A 15,949-nucleotide genomic window follows, 5' to 3' on the forward strand; every position below is an offset into this window, starting at 1 on the left:
ATCAGAAGGCGATGCCCAGCGTCAGATAAGGCCGCACGCGGCTGTCGCGGATGCCATAAGCGATATCGACGTTCACCGGACCGACCGGGCTGCGCCAGCGCGCCCCGATGCCGACGCCCGGATAAAAGACCTTTTCGCCCCAGGTGTCAGTGGCGGTGCCGATGTCGAAGAACGCGGCCGCGCCCCAATCGTGCGAGAACCAGTGCTGGTATTCGGCGGCGCCCGTTACGAGATATTTGGTCGGCAGCACCGACCCGGCGACGTTGTTGCCGATGCTCTGGAAGCTGTAGCCGCGCACCGAGTTCGAGCCGCCCGCGCGGAACAGCAACGACGCCGGAATGCCGCTCGATGGGCCGCTCGTGAACACGCCGCCGAGCTCGGCGCGGATCAGCACGATGTCGTCCCGGCCGATCGGCAGGTATTGCTGGCCGCGCGCGTAACCGCGGACGAAAGTCTGGTCGGTCAGTACGCCCTTGATCGCGAAGCCCGCCTCGACGTGGATCAGGTTGCCCTTGCGCGGGAACAGCGGGTCGTCGGTGTCGCGGCGGGTCCATGACCACGCGGGCACCAGCGCGCGGGCCGTGGTCGGCGGGGCCGAGTTCTGGTCGAGCCGGTCCTGGTAGTACAGCAGCGAGTAGTTGTAGTCGAGGAACTGCGAGGTGCGCGAACGCTGCACGCCGCCGCGAATACTGTAGATGCGTGTGTCGGAAACGTCGGTGGTCGTGTAGGACGCCAGCACGCTATTGGTCCACGCGCGCGGCCCCGGCGGCATCGACAGCATGATTTGTCCGTACTGCTGGGTCTTGTCCGCGCGTCCTTCGACGGTGAACGGCCATGCCTTGCCGAACGTGTTCAGATACGTGTAAGAGCCCTGCACCAGCGGGCCGTTGTCGGTCGAATAGCCGACCCCGCCGCGGAAGCCGTGGAACGGAAACTCCGAGACCTTCACGTGAACCGGCGTGTCGAGCGGCTTGGTCGGATCGTTGTCGAGATCGATCGCGACGCTCGCGAAGTACGGGGTGTTCTGCAACTGCCGCTGCAATTCGGCGACGCGCCGGGTGTCGTAGATGTCGCCGGGCGAAATCGGGTTGACGTTGTGGACGATCCGTTCCGGATAACGCCGCGTGCCCGATACATCGATCTCGCCCATCGTGAAGGTCGGCCCGCTGTCGTAGGTGACCGACAGTTTCGCCTCATGCGTGCGCGGATCGACGAGCGCCTCGGAGTGATAGATCTTCGCGGCCAGATAGCGGCGCGATTGCAGGACCCGCAGCGACGCGTTCTTCGCGTCGTCCCAGCCGTCCTGCGAGAACGGCTGGCCCTCCTGCAACGAAAACGCGAAGCGCGTGGCGTTTTCCTGGGCGGGGTCTTCGGTGAGCACCGCGCCTTGAAACGTCAGCGACACCGACTTGACGATGGTCTGCGGCCCCGGATCGACGCTCACCGTGACGCGCCGCGTGTTGTCGACGGTACGCACATCGGTGCGCACGACCGGTGTGAAATAGCCCTGCGTCGCGGCCAGATCGCGCACCTGCTGCGGCGTGGCGGTAATCAGGAAGGCGAACTGGTCGTCGCTGACGTCGGGGCGTTTGGCGAAGCGGGCAATATCCAGATGCTGTTCGAGCAGTTTGCGCAGCGAACGCGGCGTGGCCACGACGTCGACCTTGTAGCTCGCCGACGCGCGCGCGGCGTGTGCGTCGCCGGCCGCCAGCGTCAGCAGAACGATGCCGAAGGCCAGCCACGCGTGCAGCCAGCACAGCACGGGCGCCAGACGCCCGCGCTCCAGGCCGGCCTTGCCGCGCGGCAGACGCGGCGTGTCGATCGCACATCCCGCCAAACAGGACCTCCCAGCCATGATGAATGAATTCTTCTGCCCGGCCGCGCGGCGGCGGCCGAGGCATGCTATTTGACCACATCGGCGGGGGCCGCGAGATCCCAAAAAGCGCCTCTGTCGGCGTTTTTCGACCGCGCGCGGCGCATGCGGTAAAATTCGGGAACAACGGCGCAGCGCCCCATGCTTTCTGCCGGGCAGCCGCCAAATCACCCACCCACGGACGTCGAGCCATGTATCAATCGGACATCACCCAGTTCCTGAACCAGCTCAAGCAACAGAAGCCCAATCTGGAAGCCGAGCAGCGTCGCGGCCGCGCGCTGCTGTGGGACAAACAGCCGATCGATCTGGACGAACGCGCAGAGCAGAGAGCATCGCGCGTGGAACAGACGCCTTACTCGTACTATCAGAACTTCTAAGCGCCCCGTCGCCCCGATGACCCACGCCGACGAGGTACACGGCCCCGCGCCGGCCCCCGCCGACGCGGCGCTGTCCGCGCCCGCCACCGATTCGACGCCCGACACCGTCGACGGTATCGCGTTCGCCCGGCTGTACGGCGAGCCGCTCTTCAAGCTGCCGACCGACCTGTACATCCCGCCGGACGCGCTCGAAGTGTTTCTCGAAACGTTCGAGGGACCGCTGGATCTGTTGCTGTACCTGATCCGCAAGCAGAACTTCAACGTGCTCGACATCCCGATGGCGGACGTCACGGTGCAATACCTCGGGTACGTCGACCAGTTGCGCCAGACCAATCTCGAACTCGCGTCCGAATATCTGCTGATGGCCGCGATGCTGATCGAGATCAAGTCGCGCATGCTGCTGCCGGTCAGGAAGGCCGACAGCGGCGAGGAAGCCGAAGATCCCCGTGCGGAACTGGTGCGGCGCCTGCTCGAATACGAGCAGATGAAGCTCGCCGCGCAGCGCCTCGACCAGTTGCCGCAACTCGGGCGCGACTTCCTGCGCGCCGAGGTCTACATCGAGCAGAGCATCACGCCGCGCTTTCCGGACGTGAACAGCGAAGACCTGCGCGCCGCGTGGGCCGATGTGATCAAGCGCGCGAAGCTCGTCCAGCATCACAAGATTTCGCGCGAGGAACTGTCGGTGCGCGAGCATATGAGTTCGATCCTGCGGCAACTGCAGAACGCGCGCTTCGTCGAGTTCTCCGACCTGTTCGACACGACGAGAGGCGTGCCGGTCGTGGTGGTGAACTTCATCGCCGTGCTCGAACTGTGCCGCGAGTCGCTCGTCGAAATCACCCAGGCCGAGCCGTTCGCGCCGATCTATGTGCGGCTCGCCTATTTGCCGGCCTGAGGGCGTCGATGCCGCGCGCGCCGTGGACGCTTGCGCCGGCGCGGCAAGCAATGCTGCGTGGGAAGGCTTCGCGGGATTGCCTCGTTTCGGTGCGCCCGCCTCACAAATCCACTACAATCCCGCGCTTCAAACCCGTCATTGCTAATGAGACGGCGGCCCGCGCGATTCCCTGACGTCTTGCGCCAACCGAGTCGCGCGCCGCGCGAGGAACTCCCTGTCCGATCATGAAAGTCATCAGCTCGATCCATGAATTGCGCGACCAGTTGCGCGGCCAGAACCGCACGGCCTTTGTGCCGACCATGGGCAATCTGCATGAGGGGCATCTGTCGCTGATGCGCCTCGCGCGCCAGCACGGCGACCCGGTCGTGGCGAGCATTTTCGTCAACCGGCTGCAGTTCGGTCCGAACGAAGATTTCGACAAGTATCCGCGCACGATGGAAGCCGATATCGAAAAGCTGCAGAAGGAAGGCGTCTACGTGCTGTTCGCGCCGACCGAGCGGGATCTGTATCCGGAGCCGCAGGAGTACCGTGTGCATCCGCCGCACGATCTGGGCGACATCCTCGAAGGCGAATTCCGGCCGGGGTTCTTTCAGGGCGTGTGCACCGTGGTGATGAAGCTGATGTCGTGCGTGCAGCCGCGCGTCGCGGTGTTCGGCAAGAAGGATTACCAGCAGCTGATGATCGTGCGCCGCATGTGCCACCAGTTCGCGCTGCCGACCGACATCATCGCCGCCGAAACCGTGCGCGACGCCGACGGCCTCGCACTCAGCTCGCGCAACCGCTATCTGCAAGCCGCCGAGCGCGCCGAGGCGCCGGTGCTGGCCGCCGAATTGAATCGCGTGCGCGACGCGGTGCTGTCCGGCGAGCGCAACTTCGCGAAGCTCGAACAGGCGGCGATGGCCGCTCTCGCCGCGCGCGGCTGGCAGCCGGACTACATCGCGGTGCGCAAGCGCTCGGACCTGCTGCCGCCGGGCGCACAGGACGCGAACGCGGAACTGGTCGTGCTGGCCGCGGCCAAGCTCGGCGCGACCCGTCTCATCGACAACCTCGAAATCTGAAGCCGCAACCGAAGTCGCAACTGAAGTCGCCATTCAAGCCACACAGGATTTGGTCATGCAACGCAACATGCTGAAGTCGAAGATCCACCGCGTCGCAGTCACGCACTGCGAGCTGCACTACGAAGGCTCGTGCGCGATCGACGAGAATTTGCTGGAAGCGGCGAACATCGTCGAAAACGAACGGATCGACATCTGGAACATCAACAACGGCGAGCGTTTCTCGACCTACGCGATCAAGGGCGAACGCGGCAGCGGCATGATTTCGCTGAACGGCTCGGCCGCGCGGCGCGCGCAACTCGGCGATCTGGTGATCATCGCGGCATTCGCGGTGGTCGACGAAGCGGAGTTGAAGGCGGGCTGGAAGCCGGACCTCGTGTTCGTCGACGAGAACAACAGAATCAAGGGCAGCCGCGATCACGTGCCGACGCAAAGCTGGACCTGAGCGGGCGTCTGACTCGCGCGTAGTTGCTTCACCCCGCCGCGCGCGTCGCGTGCCGCTCCGACCACCGCCGCGCAAGGCACACGCGCCCGGCTAACGGGCGGCCCCGGCCGCCGGCCGGCGCCCCCTCAAGCCTTCCTGCCTGCCCCGTTCGTCCATTCGACGATCGGCTGCCACTGCTCCAGGTCCTTCTCCACGCGGCTTTTCGCGACGTCCCACAGGGTCAGCCCGTGGGCCGCCAGTTGCACGTAGTTCTGCGTGTCGCGCAGATAGCCGAGCACCGGCAGCTTCAATCCCTCGACAAAGCGGTGCAGTTGCTCCGCCGAGCGCGTGCGCGCATCGACGCGCATGCCGACCACGCCGATTTCGATCGCGCCTTTCCTGACCGCTTTTTCCTTGGCCAGCCGTTCGAGAAATTCCTGGGTGGCGAGAATATCGAACATCGACGGCTGCAGTGGCACGATCACCTTGTCGGCCAGCTCCAGCGCGAGGCTCAGCCGATTGCCATGGAGCCCGGCCGGCGTGTCGATGACCGCGTGCTCCAGACCCTTCGGCGGCTTGATGGGCGTGTCCGGGTTGACTTCCCAGGTTTCGATGGCCGGCAGCGTGTCCGGCCGCAACGCCAGCCACGCGTGCGCGGACTGCTGCTTGTCCAGGTCGGCCAGCGCGACCCATTCGCCGGCCGCCGCGAAATAGCCGGCCAGATTGGTCGACAGCGTGCTTTTACCCACGCCGCCCTTTGGATTCGCCACCACGATCACCGTCATGAATTCTCCCGGACAGAAGGCTGGGCGCCGCCAGCCGGTTTGCCGCGCTATTGCTGTGACTTGCGCCGGCGGGATCCGATCCGTACCGTTTTCGGGTTCGCCCGCCGATCCAGCCGTTGATAATATCGACAAATGCCCTGCGGCGAAGCCCCCCGATGGTCAAATCGGGCCAATCGACCGCGCCACCCTGCCGTTTTTTTTCATCCAAAGGACCCGAATCTCATGAGCAAACTCCGCCCGGAATACACCGTCGAACGCCTGCACGAGCGCCAGCAGGGCAGGCTGCCAGGCTTGCTGGGCGTGCGTGTGCAGTCGCTGGAAGAAGGCGTTCTGACTGCGGAATTGACCGTGCGCGCCGAATTGCTCGCGCCGAACGGCTTCCTGCACGCGGCCACAGTGATCGGCCTCGCCGACACCGCGTGCGGCTACGCATGCCTTGCGCACCTGCCGGAGACGGCGCGCAATTTCACGACCATCGAACTGAAGAGCAATTTCCTCGGGACGGCGACCGAGGGGACGATCCGCGCGGTCGCCAAAGCCGTGCATCTGGGGCGCAGCACGCAAGTGTGGGACGCGACCGTCACCGATTCGAACGGCAAGACGATGGCGCTGTTTCGCTGCACGCAGATCGTGTTGTACTGAGTGACGGGGCATGGCGCGGGCTCCTAGGAGCCTGGGCCCAGCGCCCACGCGGCGGACAAGGAAGCACGCGGCCTTGCTGAGAGCGCGTGCTTCACGTCTGATCCACCTCAACCCACCGCCGCAAACAACTTCGCCAGATCGAGATGCTCGGCGAGCGTATCGGCCAGCCGGTCCAGCGAGGCCTCGCGCAGCGCCGGGTAGTCGATTTTCTCCGCGTCGCTCAGACCCGCCCACGCGAGCAACGCGACGCACGCGGCCGGCGTGTCGAACAGGCCGTGAACATAGGTGGCGAGAATCTGGCCGTCGGCGGATAGCGCACCGTCGGGACGCGTCCCCTCGGCGGATTGCGTGTTTTGCAGGTGCAGCGCGGGCGTGTCCAGCGCCGGGCCGCGCGTCTCGCCCATATGAATTTCGTAGCCCCCCGCCTCGGGCGAGCCGGGCAGCGCGAGCCGCCCGGTCACGTTCTGCAACGTCTTATCGCGCGTGAGAATCGTCGAGTAATCGAGCCAGCCGAGCCCCGCCGATGTTCCCGGCGCGCCCTCCACGCCGTGCGGGTCGGCGACTTCGCGTCCCAGCATCTGCATGCCGCCGCAAATGCCGATCACGCGTCCGCCGTAACGCAGATGCCGTTGCAGCACCGCGTCCCAGCCTTGCGCGCGCAGAAATGCCAGGTCGCCGCGCACATTTTTCGACCCCGGCAGGATGATCAGATCGGCCGGCGGCGGCGGCGTGCCGCTGCGCACGTAATGAAAGTCGACTTGGGGGTGCGCGCGCAACGCGTCGAAGTCGGTGTGATTGCTGATGTGCGGCAGCACCGGCACGACCACTCGCAGCATTCGTCCCGCGTCGCCGCTGTGCGCCGCGCGCAACTCGGGCGGCAGCATGTCCTCGGCGTCGAGCGTCAGGCCGTGCAGATACGGGACGACGCCGAGCACCGGCTTGCCGGTCTGCGCTTCGAGCCAGTCGAGTCCCGGCTGCAGCAGACCGATATCGCCGCGAAACCGGTTGATGATGAAGCCGCGCACCCGCGCCTGCTCGCTCGCGGACAGACACGCGAGCGTGCCGGTCAGATGCGCGAACACGCCGCCGCGATCGATATCGGCGACCAGCACCACCGGACAATCGACGGCTTCCGCGAAACCCATGTTGGCGATGTCGCGCTCGCGCAAATTGATCTCGGCGGGACTGCCCGCGCCTTCGACAAAGATCGTGTCGTACGCGGCCTGCAAACGCGCATACGATTCCAGCACCGCTTCGAACGCGACCGGCTTGTAGTCGTGATACGCGCGCGCGTCGAGATTCATGCGCGCCTTGCCGTGGATGATCACCTGCGCGCCGCGATCGCTGGTCGGTTTGAGCAGCACGGGGTTGAGGTCGGTGTGCGCGGCAATCCCGGCGGCCACCGCCTGCAACGCCTGGGCGCGGCCGATCTCGCCGCCGTCGACCGTCACCGCGCTGTTGAGCGCCATGTTCTGCGGCTTGAACGGCGCGACCCGCACGCCCGCGCGACGCGCGAGGCGGCAGAGGCCGGCGACCAGCGTGCTCTTGCCGGCGTCGGACGTAGTGCCCTGAATCATCAGCGTGCCGCGCGGCACGGGGACGGCGTCAGGCGAGGTGGGAAGCGAAGTCGGGGTCGTGGTCACGGGAGCTTGGGGTCGGCGGTGAGAAGGCGGTGTAGCGGGCCGCCGCATTATCCCATCGCGCCGGCCCGCACTGCACGCCGGTACAATCACGCGATGACTCCCCGCGACCTCACCTTCGTTCTCGGCGGCGCGCGTTCGGGCAAGAGCCTGCACGCCGAACAACTCGCCGGCGACAGCGCCCTCCCCGTCACCTACATCGCCACCGCCCGCGTGTCTGACGACGCCGAATTCAGCGCGCGCATCGCGCACCATCGCGCGCGGCGTCCCGCGCATTGGCGGCTTCTCGAAGCGGGCGTCGATCTCGCCGGCGCGGTGACGCAAAGCGACGCGCCCGGCCACTGCCTGCTGATCGACTGCCTGACGCTGTGGCTCGCCAACCTGCTCTGTCCGGCCGAAGGCGAAGCGCTGCCGCTCGACCGGTATCACGCGCGCGTCGCCGCGCTGGAAGCGGCGCTCGTGAACGCCCAAGGCAAGATCATCGTGGTCAGCAACGAAATCGGCCTGGGCGTGGTGCCGCTCGGCGCGGCCACGCGGCTTTACGTCGACGAACTCGGCCACCTCAATCAGCGCATCGCCGCCGTGAGCACCACGGCCACGATGATGGTCGCGGGCTTGCCGCTCGCGCTGAAAACAGCGGGCCGCGCGTGATGCTGACGCTGCCTCTCATCGCGACCCTGGCGAGCGCGGGCGTGGTCATCGACCGCTGGTTCGGCGAGCCGCGCGCCGCGCATCCGCTGGTCGGGTTCGGTAACTGGGCGAAGCGTCTCGAGAAGCGCTACAACACGGGCCGGCGCTTGCGGCTCAAGGGACTGCTCGCGTGGGCGCTGGCGGTATTGCCGCCGGTGCTGATCGCGTGGTGGCTGGTCGCCGTGCTGCCGTTCTTCGCGGCCTGCGCGGTGCACGTCGCGCTGCTCTGGTTCGCGCTCGGCGCGCGCAGCCTGCACGATCACATCGCGCCAATCGCGCAGGCTCTGCTGAAACGCGATCTCGCGCAAGCGCGTCTGCTGACCGCGCGCATCGTGTCGCGCGAAACCGCGCACGCCGATGAAGCCGCGTTGTCGCGCGCGGCGGTCGAATCGGCGCTCGAAAACGGCAACGACGCGATCTTCGGCGCGCTGTTCTGGTTCGCGATCGCGGGCGGTCCGGGCGCGCTCGGGTTTCGTCTCGCCAACACGCTCGACGCGATGTGGGGCTATCGCACGCCGCGCTATCTGCGTTTCGGCTGGGCGGCGGCGCGCCTCGACGACGTGCTCAACTGGATTCCCGCGCGCCTGACCGCCGCCAGCTATGCGCTGCTCGGCGACACGCACACCGCGTGGCGCTGCTGGCGCGAGCAGGCGCCGCGCTGGGATAGCCCGAACGCGGGACCGGTGATGGCCTCGGGCGCGGGCAGTCTGAACGTGCTGATCGGCGGGCCGGCGGTCTATAACGGCGCGCTCGAACATCGGCCGACGCTCGGCTTCGGGCATCCCGCGAAGGCCAGCCACGTGACGGCGGCGCTGCGGCTGGTCGAGCGGACGCTCATTCTCTGGCTGGCGGTGCTGATCGTGCTGGCGTTGCTGAGCGTGCCGTTTCATGGTTGAGCGCATGGATGAACGCACGCCCGGCCATCTGAGCGGCGCGCCAAACGACGTCGTAGTTCACGGCGGCAATCTGCACGAAGCAGCCGACCGCTACGGCATTCCGTACGCGCAGTGGCTCGACCTGTCGACGGGCATCAATCCGCACGGCTATCCGGTGCCGCCCGTTCCGGCCGACGCCTGGCGCCGCCTGCCCGACGATGGCGACGACTTCGCCGCCTGCGCCGCGCGCTACTACCACGCACCCGATGCGGCGCACGTGCTGCCGGTAGCCGGCAGCCAGGCGGCGATTCGCACGTTGCCCACGCTGCTGCCGCGCGCGACGGTCGGCATTGCGTCGCTCACGTACAGCGAATATGCGCCCGCGTTCGCCCGCGCCGGGCATCGGGTCGCGCCGCTCGACGTGCGTTGGGACGAGTTGCCGGACACGCTCACGCATGCGGTCGTCGTGAATCCTAACAATCCCACGGCCACGCATCTGAGCGTCGACAAGCTGCTGCACTGGCACGTCCAGTTGCGCGCGCGCGGCGGCACGTTGCTGGTCGACGAAGCCTTCGCCGATACCCTGCCCGCGGGGTCGCTCGCGGCGAGCGCGCATCTCGACGGCCTGATCGTGTTGCGTTCGCCGGGCAAGTTCTTCGGACTTGCCGGCGTGCGCGCGGGCTTCGTGCTCGCGGCGCCCGCGTTGCTCGACGCGTTGCGGCACACGCTCGGCGCGTGGACGGTCGGCGGTCCGGCGCGTCACGCGGTCAAGGCCGCGTTCGCCGACGAAGCATGGCAACGACAGATGCGCACCCGCCTCGCCGACGAAAGTGCGCGGCTGGTCGCGCTGTTGCGCGTCCACGGTTTCACCACGCACAGCACGCCGCTCTTCGCATGGACCGACGATGCACGCGCCGCCGCTTTGCATGAAGCGCTCGCGCAACGCGGGGTGTGGACGCGGCTTTTCACGGCATCGGGCAGCGTGCGTTTCGGGCTGCCCGCGACCGACGCGGAATGGACGCGCTTCGGCGAAAGTTTGCGCGAAGCGATGCAAGCGCTCGATACACGCGAGAGCCGGTTGAAATAGAAAAACACCCACGACCTCGCCGCTCCCCCATGCCCATCACGCGCATCGCGCACCTCATGCACTGCTCGCACTCAACGCATCCTCAACCTCGCCGCCCGATGCTTCGACTCGCCCGCTTCATCCCGCTCTTCATCGCCGCGTCGCTTGGCGCCGCTTCGCTGCACGCGCACGCCGCGATCACCGTCACCGACGACACCGGCGCCACCGTCACGCTGCCGGCTCCCGCGCGACGCGTGATCAGCCTCGCGCCGCACGTCACCGAACTGCTGTACGCGGCGGGCGGCGGCGCGAAAATGGTCGGCGCCGTGTCGTACAGCGACTATCCGCCGCAAGCGCAGCAGTTGCCGCGCGTCGGCGACAACAAGGCGCTCGATCTCGAACGGATCGTCGCGTTGAAGCCCGATCTGATCGTCGTGTGGCGGCATGGCAATGCGCAGCGTCAACTCGAACGCTTGCGCGAGCTGCACGTGCCGCTGTTCTTCAGCGAGCCGCATCATCTCGACGACGTGGCCGTGTCGTTGACGAAGCTCGGGCAATTGCTCGGCACGTCGCCGGCTGCGGATGCGGCGGCCGCCGCGTATCGACAGGACATCGCGCGATTGCGCGCGCAGTATGCGAACCGCCCGCCGGTAAGCGTGTTCTATCAGGTATGGGAGCGGCCGTTGATGACGCTCAACGGCGAGCACATGGTCAGCGACGTCATCACGCTATGCGGTGGCCGCAACGTGTTTGCCGGACTTCAGCCGCTGGTGCCGACCGTCCCGACCGAAGCGGTGCTCGCCGCGAACCCGGAAGCGATCGTCACGTCGGCGCCCGGCGCGACGCAACCGGACACCCGCTTGCCGCAACTCGACACATGGCGCGCGTGGCCCGCGCTCACGGCGGTCGCGAATCGCAACCTCTTCGCGATCGACGGCGATCTGCTCAACCGGCCGGCGCCGCGTATCGCGCAGGGCGCGCAGCGGCTGTGTGAAGATCTGGAGACGGCGCGCGCACGCAGAAAGCAAATTGCGCAGTAATGCGAAGGAATGCCGACGCGGCGCGCGGCGTAATGGCGATCGATCAACGGCATGACGAACGCGACACGTCGAGCGGCTCCAGCAAACCGCTGTGTGCATCACGAACGCGTGGCAATCGACAAGTCAACCTCAACCGGTCCAGCCGCTCAACGCACCTTCACGCATTCCACCGCACCAACGACCACCGCTGCGCCTCCGCGTCTCTGCGCAACCAGACGATTCCCGCCATATCGAGCGACCATTTCAGACAGCGCTCCAGCGGCACATCCAGCACCAGCGACGCGATCACCCGCATCACGCCCGCATGCGTGACCACGTAAGCCGGCGACAACTCGCGCGTCTGCCCGAATACGTTGAGCCACGCGCGCACCCGTTCGACGAATTGCGCGACGCTCTCGCCGCCATGCGAACGCGCGTGCTCGAAATTGGCGGCCCAGTCGTCGAGCAATGCACGATCGATCTCGTCCCAGCGCTGCGTCTCCCAATCGCCGAAATTCATTTCCTTCAGACACTCGTCGTGGCTGACCACGCAACCGAAATCATTCGCGATCTCGGCGGCGAGCGCCGAGCAACGCTTGAGCGGACTCGAGATCAACACGCGCGGCGCCGGCACCTGCAACTTCGCGAGCTTCAATGCGAGCGCGCTCGACGACACCTCGGCGTCGTCGGCGAGCGCGACGTCGCTGTGCCCGTAGCACACGCCGGCATCGAGCGCGACGGCGGGATGACGAATCAGGACGATATCCATGCAAGCCCCACCAGGTAAATGCTCAATTCGAAAATCTGCTGCGCAAAGCCGAGACAGTCGCCGGTGTAGCCGCCGATGCGTCTAACGAAATAGCGGCCCAAGGCAAACTGAAGCACGCTCAGCATGACCAGTGTCAGGACCGCGAAGCGCCAGTCGGGCGCGGCGGGTCCGTTCGGCCACAGCAGCCACGGCAAACCGAATAGCGCGGCGCACAGCAACGCCGGGCCGCTCAAGCGCTGCGCGACCGGCTTGGCCTTGCCTTCGGCACGCACGTAGTCGAGCGTGGCCAGATAGCTGATCGCGCACGCGCGGCTCGCCGCATGCGCCGCAATCATCAGACTTGCTGCGCGCAGCGGCGCCAAAGCCGCGAGCGTTTGCCACTTCAACGCGAGCGCGATCATGAGCGCGATGGCGCCGAATGCGCCGATGCGTGAGTCATGCATGATGCGCAACGCATCGCTGCGGTTATATGCGCCACCGAACGCATCGACGCAATCGGCGAGACCATCCTCATGAAAGGCGCCCGTCGCCAGTAGCGATGCAGCCATCGACAGCAAGACCGCCACGCCCGCCGGAAAAACGCGCAGCGCCGCCAGATAGACCAGCGCACTGAACGCGCCGACCAATGCGCCGACCAAAGGGAAGTAACGCGCCGCCGCATTCAGATAATGCGGCTCGTAGCCGACCCAGCGCGGCACGGGCACGCGCGTGAAATAACCGAGCGCCGTGAAGAAATAGCGCAGTTCCGCAAGCGGGTTCATGAGTAGGCCGGATGTCTGTGGGTGTCTACGAGTGCCTGGCGAGTGACTGGTGAGTCACCGTGAAACGGTTCACGCATCGCGATTCGCAACGCCCGCCGAATCGAAGCTTGCCATTTCGTTGACGAACGCTGCGGCCGCGCGCAAGAGCGGCACCGCGAGCGCCGCGCCGGTGCCTTCGCCAAGACGCAGATCGAGCGACAGCAAGGGCAGCGCGCCGAAATGATCGAGCATGCGCCGGTGCCCCGCCTCGTTCGACGCATGCGCGAACACGCAATATTCGCGCACGTTCGGTGCGAGCGCATCGGCGACCAGCAACGCGGAGGTCGCGATGAAGCCGTCGACGAGGATCGTCATGCGCGCTTCGGCGGCCGCGAGATACGCGCCGGCCATCATCGCGATCTCGAAGCCGCCGAAGGTCGCGAGCACGTCGAGCGGTGCGACGGCCCCGGCATGATGCGCGAGCGCCGTCGCCAGCACGTTGCGCTTTTTCGCGAGCCCCGCGTTGTCGAGGCCGGTGCCGCGACCGACGCATTCGTCGATCGGCAAGTTGCACAAGCGGCTCATCAGACACGCGGCCGACGACGTGTTCGCAATCCCCATCTCGCCAAAGCCGATCACGTTGGTGCCCAGCGCCGCGTGATGGCGCACGCGCGCCGCGCCCGCCCGCATCGCGGTGAGCGCTTGCGCGTGCGTCATCGCGGGTTCGTGCGCGAAGTTGCGGGTGCCGCTCGCCACCGGAATGTCGACGAGTCCGGCCGTCGACGGCAGCGGCGTCGCGATGCCCGCGTTGACCACTTCGAGTTCGAGGCCGGCAACCCGGCTCAACGCATTGATCGCCGCGCCGCCCGCGAGAAAATTGGCGACCATCTGTGCGGTCACCGTTTGCGGATACGGGCTCACGCCTTCGGCGGCGATGCCGTGGTCGCCGGCGAACACGATCATCGCGGGGCGCTGCACCGTCGGCTGCGTGTTGCGCTGGATCAGGCCCATCTGACGCGCGAGCGTTTCGAGCCGTCCCAGACTGCCGGGCGGCTTGGTCTTCGTATCGATGATGTGTTGCAGCTCGGCGCGCAGCGTCTGATCGAGCGGTGCGACTTCGGGTAAACCGGCCGGGCGTGGCGAGGAAGTCATAAGCGTAGTTTCAGGTGAGAGTGTTTGGGTCGAATGATCATCCTGCCGGCGCGTCATTGCCGGCAGGCAATTCGTGACGCGCACGCGGCGCGGGAATCAGCGCCTCGTGTTCGCCGTCGCGAATCAGAATCAACGGATAGCCGAACGCACGGCTCGTCAATGTCGGCGTGAGCACGTCATGCACCGGACCGGCGTATGCGCCGCCCGCGCCGTCGAGCAGCAGCGCGTGCGTTGCGAAGCGGCGCGCGAGGTTCAGGTCATGGCACGAGAACATCACGGTACGGCGCGGCTCGTGCGTCCATCCCGCCAGCGTTTCGAGACAGTCGATCTGATGATGCAGATCGAGATGCGACAACGGTTCGTCGAGCAGCAGCAGCGGCGCGTCCTGACACAACACCGCCGCCAGCGCGACGCGTTGACGCTCGCCGCCCGACAACGACAGCACGTCGCGCGCGGCGAACGTGGCGAGGCCCAGCAGGTCGAGCGCGTCGTGCGCCGCGGCGCGATCGGCGTCGCGCTCCCAACCCCAGCCGCTCAGATGCGGAAAGCGGTTCAGCGTGACGATGTCGAGCACGCTCGCGCTGAACGCGTCGGGTGCGCTTTGCGGCATCAGCGCGCGGCGCTGCGCGAGTGCCAGCGGCGGCCAGTCGGATAAGCGCACGCCATCCAGTTCGATGTGACCCGCCGCCGGCCGCAACAGACCCGCGAGCGTGGACAGCAACGTCGTCTTGCCCGCCCCGTTCGGGCCCGCGACGCACCATATCTCGCCCGCGTAGAACGTGTGCGTGAATGCGTCGAGCAAGGTGCGCGAGCCGGCGCGCAAGGTCAGACGTTGCGCGCTGAGCGCCGCATGAGCGAGGTGGGAAGGGGCGTGCTTCATCGGCGTGTGCGCAGCAGCATCCAGAGGAACACCGGTACACCGACGATCGACGTGATTACGCCGACCGGCAATTGCGCGGGCGCAATCACGGTGCGCGCAATCAGGTCCGCGCCCATCACCGCGACGCCGCCGCCGAGCGCGGCGGCCGGCAGCAGCATGCGCTGATCGTTGCCGAACGCGAGCCGCAACATATGCGGCACCACGAGGCCGACAAAGCCGATGGTACCCGCCGTCGTCACCGCGGCGGCCGCCGCGAGCGACGCCACCAGATACACGCGCAACCGCAGCGGCTGCACCGCGACGCCCAACGCCTGGGCCGCCGCGTCGCCACGCAGCAGCACGTTCAGGCGCGGCGCGACCGGTACGATCGCCAGCAACGCGATGACCAGTGCGACGAGCGCGGTCCACGGCAGCGTGCCGCCGTTCAGGTCGCCGGTCAGCCAAAACAGCATGCCGCGCAAACGGCTATCGGGTGCGAGGTTGAGCAGCAGCGTGATCAGCGCGCCCCACCCCGCCGCGATCACCGCGCCGGTCAGCAGCAAACGCGGCGACGTGTCCTGCGGTTCGCCGCGCCACAACTCGCGGCGCGCGAGGCCGAGCACCAACAGGATCGACACGAAGGCGCCGGCAAACGCGCTGGCGTCGACGATCCACCACGCGCTGCCGGCGATCATCGCCACCAGCGCGAAGCTCGCCGCGCCGCCCGACACGCCCAATATGTAGGGCTCGGCGAGCGGGTTGCGCAACAGCACCTGCAACAGCGCGCCGGCCAATGCGAGCAACGCGCCGCACGCGAAGCCGGCGAGCGCACGCGGCAAGCGCAGCGTGCGCACGATCTCGCTCGCAAGGTCCGTTGCGCCGTCGGGCGACGCGTGCAATACGTGCGCCGGCAGTAACGCCGTCAGCACGCGCGACGGCGCGAGCGACACGCTGCCCAATGCGAGCGACGCCATCAGTACCGCCAGCGCGATCACCGCAAGCGCGAGCCAGATCGCGGCCGCACGCTTCGCGCTCATCACACGCGCGGCGACGGGAAGCGAATGCGCGTGGCGGTTCATTCGCGCGATCTC

17 protein-coding genes are annotated in these 15,949 nt (G+C 67.2%); 9 read left to right on the forward strand and 8 right to left on the reverse strand.

Annotated elements, in window-relative coordinates; all coding sequences use genetic code 11:
• Position 1 precedes the first annotated feature (1 nt).
• Positions 2 to 1,837, reverse strand: a complete 1,836-nt coding sequence (locus BGI01S_RS19915) for an autotransporter assembly complex protein TamA (protein WP_042327705.1) — start codon at positions 1,835 to 1,837, stop codon at positions 2 to 4.
• Between the two features lie 227 nt (positions 1,838 to 2,064).
• Here BGI01S_RS19915 and BGI01S_RS19920 point away from each other — a divergent pair, with 227 nt between their 5' ends.
• From BGI01S_RS19920 to panD, 4 genes are all read left to right on the forward strand, one after another.
• Positions 2,065 to 2,250, forward strand: a complete 186-nt coding sequence (locus tag BGI01S_RS19920) for a DUF3460 family protein (RefSeq protein WP_042327706.1) — start codon at positions 2,065 to 2,067, stop codon at positions 2,248 to 2,250.
• Positions 2,251 to 2,266: 16 nt separating this feature from the next.
• Positions 2,267 to 3,142, forward strand: coding sequence for a segregation and condensation protein A (locus BGI01S_RS19925; protein WP_042327707.1), 876 nt, complete (start codon positions 2,267 to 2,269; stop codon positions 3,140 to 3,142).
• A 224-nt stretch (positions 3,143 to 3,366) separates the two neighbouring features.
• A complete protein-coding gene (gene panC / locus BGI01S_RS19930) occupies positions 3,367 to 4,200 on the forward strand; it encodes a pantoate--beta-alanine ligase (protein WP_042327708.1) in 834 nt (277 codons plus the stop codon).
• A gap of 55 nt (positions 4,201 to 4,255) precedes the next feature.
• Positions 4,256 to 4,642: an aspartate 1-decarboxylase gene (panD, locus tag BGI01S_RS19935; RefSeq protein WP_042327709.1), complete on the forward strand. Its 387-nt coding sequence runs from the start codon at positions 4,256 to 4,258 to the stop codon at positions 4,640 to 4,642.
• Between the two features lie 125 nt (positions 4,643 to 4,767).
• Here the strand turns inward: panD and BGI01S_RS19940 are convergent, their stop codons facing one another.
• Positions 4,768 to 5,406: a ParA family protein gene (locus BGI01S_RS19940; protein ID WP_042327710.1), complete on the reverse strand. Its 639-nt coding sequence runs from the start codon at positions 5,404 to 5,406 to the stop codon at positions 4,768 to 4,770.
• A gap of 222 nt (positions 5,407 to 5,628) precedes the next feature.
• On the opposite strand from BGI01S_RS19940, the gene BGI01S_RS19945 reads away from it, so the two are divergent.
• Positions 5,629 to 6,048: a PaaI family thioesterase gene (locus tag BGI01S_RS19945; RefSeq protein WP_042327711.1), complete on the forward strand. Its 420-nt coding sequence runs from the start codon at positions 5,629 to 5,631 to the stop codon at positions 6,046 to 6,048.
• A 107-nt stretch (positions 6,049 to 6,155) separates the two neighbouring features.
• On the opposite strand, the gene BGI01S_RS19950 is transcribed toward BGI01S_RS19945, so the two are convergent.
• A complete protein-coding gene (locus BGI01S_RS19950) occupies positions 6,156 to 7,781 on the reverse strand; it encodes a cobyric acid synthase (protein ID WP_408638608.1) in 1,626 nt (541 codons plus the stop codon).
• A gap of 3 nt (positions 7,782 to 7,784) precedes the next feature.
• Between BGI01S_RS19950 and cobU the strand changes: the two genes are divergently transcribed.
• The 4 genes from cobU to BGI01S_RS19970 all read left to right on the forward strand — a co-directional run bounded on the left by cobU (position 7,785) and on the right by BGI01S_RS19970 (position 11,359).
• Positions 7,785 to 8,339: a bifunctional adenosylcobinamide kinase/adenosylcobinamide-phosphate guanylyltransferase gene (gene cobU, locus BGI01S_RS19955; protein WP_042327713.1), complete on the forward strand. Its 555-nt coding sequence runs from the start codon at positions 7,785 to 7,787 to the stop codon at positions 8,337 to 8,339.
• Positions 8,339 to 9,274 (forward strand): adenosylcobinamide-phosphate synthase CbiB, encoded by a 936-nt coding sequence (gene cbiB, locus BGI01S_RS19960; protein ID WP_042327714.1) that lies wholly within the window; start codon positions 8,339 to 8,341, stop codon positions 9,272 to 9,274. The genes cobU and cbiB overlap by 1 nt, the downstream gene beginning before the upstream one ends.
• A gap of 4 nt (positions 9,275 to 9,278) precedes the next feature.
• On the forward strand, positions 9,279 to 10,340 hold the full coding sequence (gene cobD / locus BGI01S_RS19965; RefSeq protein WP_232624364.1) for a threonine-phosphate decarboxylase CobD: 1,062 nt from the start codon (positions 9,279 to 9,281) through the stop codon (positions 10,338 to 10,340).
• 98 nt (positions 10,341 to 10,438) lie between these two features.
• Entirely contained in the window at positions 10,439 to 11,359 is a 921-nt protein-coding gene (locus tag BGI01S_RS19970; RefSeq protein ID WP_042327716.1) for a cobalamin-binding protein, read from the forward strand.
• 157 nt (positions 11,360 to 11,516) lie between these two features.
• Here the strand turns inward: BGI01S_RS19970 and cobC are convergent, their stop codons facing one another.
• The 5 genes from cobC to BGI01S_RS19995 all read right to left on the reverse strand — a co-directional run bounded on the left by cobC (position 11,517) and on the right by BGI01S_RS19995 (position 15,937).
• On the reverse strand, positions 11,517 to 12,107 hold the full coding sequence (cobC, locus tag BGI01S_RS19975) for an alpha-ribazole phosphatase (RefSeq protein ID WP_042327717.1): 591 nt from the start codon (positions 12,105 to 12,107) through the stop codon (positions 11,517 to 11,519).
• On the reverse strand, positions 12,092 to 12,868 hold the full coding sequence (locus BGI01S_RS19980) for an adenosylcobinamide-GDP ribazoletransferase (RefSeq protein WP_042327718.1): 777 nt from the start codon (positions 12,866 to 12,868) through the stop codon (positions 12,092 to 12,094). The genes cobC and BGI01S_RS19980 overlap by 16 nt, the downstream gene beginning before the upstream one ends.
• 69 nt (positions 12,869 to 12,937) lie before the next feature.
• Positions 12,938 to 13,999 (reverse strand): nicotinate-nucleotide--dimethylbenzimidazole phosphoribosyltransferase, encoded by a 1,062-nt coding sequence (gene cobT / locus BGI01S_RS19985; RefSeq protein ID WP_042327719.1) that lies wholly within the window; start codon positions 13,997 to 13,999, stop codon positions 12,938 to 12,940.
• Positions 14,000 to 14,036: 37 nt separating this feature from the next.
• Positions 14,037 to 14,879, reverse strand: a complete 843-nt coding sequence (locus BGI01S_RS19990) for an ABC transporter ATP-binding protein (RefSeq protein WP_042327720.1) — start codon at positions 14,877 to 14,879, stop codon at positions 14,037 to 14,039.
• Entirely contained in the window at positions 14,876 to 15,937 is a 1,062-nt protein-coding gene (locus BGI01S_RS19995) for a FecCD family ABC transporter permease (RefSeq protein ID WP_042327721.1), read from the reverse strand. The genes BGI01S_RS19990 and BGI01S_RS19995 overlap by 4 nt, the downstream gene beginning before the upstream one ends.
• Positions 15,938 to 15,949 lie beyond the last annotated feature (12 nt).

The sequence above is a fragment of the Paraburkholderia ginsengisoli NBRC 100965 genome, from assembly GCF_000739735.1.
In the GTDB taxonomy this organism is placed as follows: Bacteria; Pseudomonadota; Gammaproteobacteria; order Burkholderiales; family Burkholderiaceae; genus Paraburkholderia; species Paraburkholderia ginsengisoli.

Excerpts from the sequence above, each read along its gene's own strand:
- BGI01S_RS19920 (WP_042327706.1), top strand. The coding sequence starts at position 2,065 with ATGTATCAATCGGACATCACCCAGTTCCTGAACCAGCTCAAGCAACAG.
- BGI01S_RS19925 (WP_042327707.1), top strand. The coding sequence starts at position 2,267 with ATGACCCACGCCGACGAGGTACACGGCCCCGCGCCGGCCCCCGCCGAC.
- panC (WP_042327708.1), top strand. The coding sequence starts at position 3,367 with ATGAAAGTCATCAGCTCGATCCATGAATTGCGCGACCAGTTGCGCGGC.
- panD (WP_042327709.1), top strand. The coding sequence starts at position 4,256 with ATGCAACGCAACATGCTGAAGTCGAAGATCCACCGCGTCGCAGTCACG.
- BGI01S_RS19940 (WP_042327710.1), bottom strand. The coding sequence starts at position 5,406 with ATGACGGTGATCGTGGTGGCGAATCCAAAGGGCGGCGTGGGTAAAAGC.
- BGI01S_RS19945 (WP_042327711.1), top strand. The coding sequence starts at position 5,629 with ATGAGCAAACTCCGCCCGGAATACACCGTCGAACGCCTGCACGAGCGC.
- cobU (WP_042327713.1), top strand. The coding sequence starts at position 7,785 with ATGACTCCCCGCGACCTCACCTTCGTTCTCGGCGGCGCGCGTTCGGGC.
- cbiB (WP_042327714.1), top strand. The coding sequence starts at position 8,339 with ATGCTGACGCTGCCTCTCATCGCGACCCTGGCGAGCGCGGGCGTGGTC.
- cobD (WP_232624364.1), top strand. The coding sequence starts at position 9,279 with ATGGATGAACGCACGCCCGGCCATCTGAGCGGCGCGCCAAACGACGTC.
- BGI01S_RS19970 (WP_042327716.1), top strand. The coding sequence starts at position 10,439 with ATGCTTCGACTCGCCCGCTTCATCCCGCTCTTCATCGCCGCGTCGCTT.
- cobC (WP_042327717.1), bottom strand. The coding sequence starts at position 12,107 with ATGGATATCGTCCTGATTCGTCATCCCGCCGTCGCGCTCGATGCCGGC.
- BGI01S_RS19980 (WP_042327718.1), bottom strand. The coding sequence starts at position 12,868 with ATGAACCCGCTTGCGGAACTGCGCTATTTCTTCACGGCGCTCGGTTAT.
- cobT (WP_042327719.1), bottom strand. The coding sequence starts at position 13,999 with ATGACTTCCTCGCCACGCCCGGCCGGTTTACCCGAAGTCGCACCGCTC.
- BGI01S_RS19990 (WP_042327720.1), bottom strand. The coding sequence starts at position 14,879 with ATGAAGCACGCCCCTTCCCACCTCGCTCATGCGGCGCTCAGCGCGCAA.
- BGI01S_RS19995 (WP_042327721.1), bottom strand. The coding sequence starts at position 15,937 with ATGAACCGCCACGCGCATTCGCTTCCCGTCGCCGCGCGTGTGATGAGC.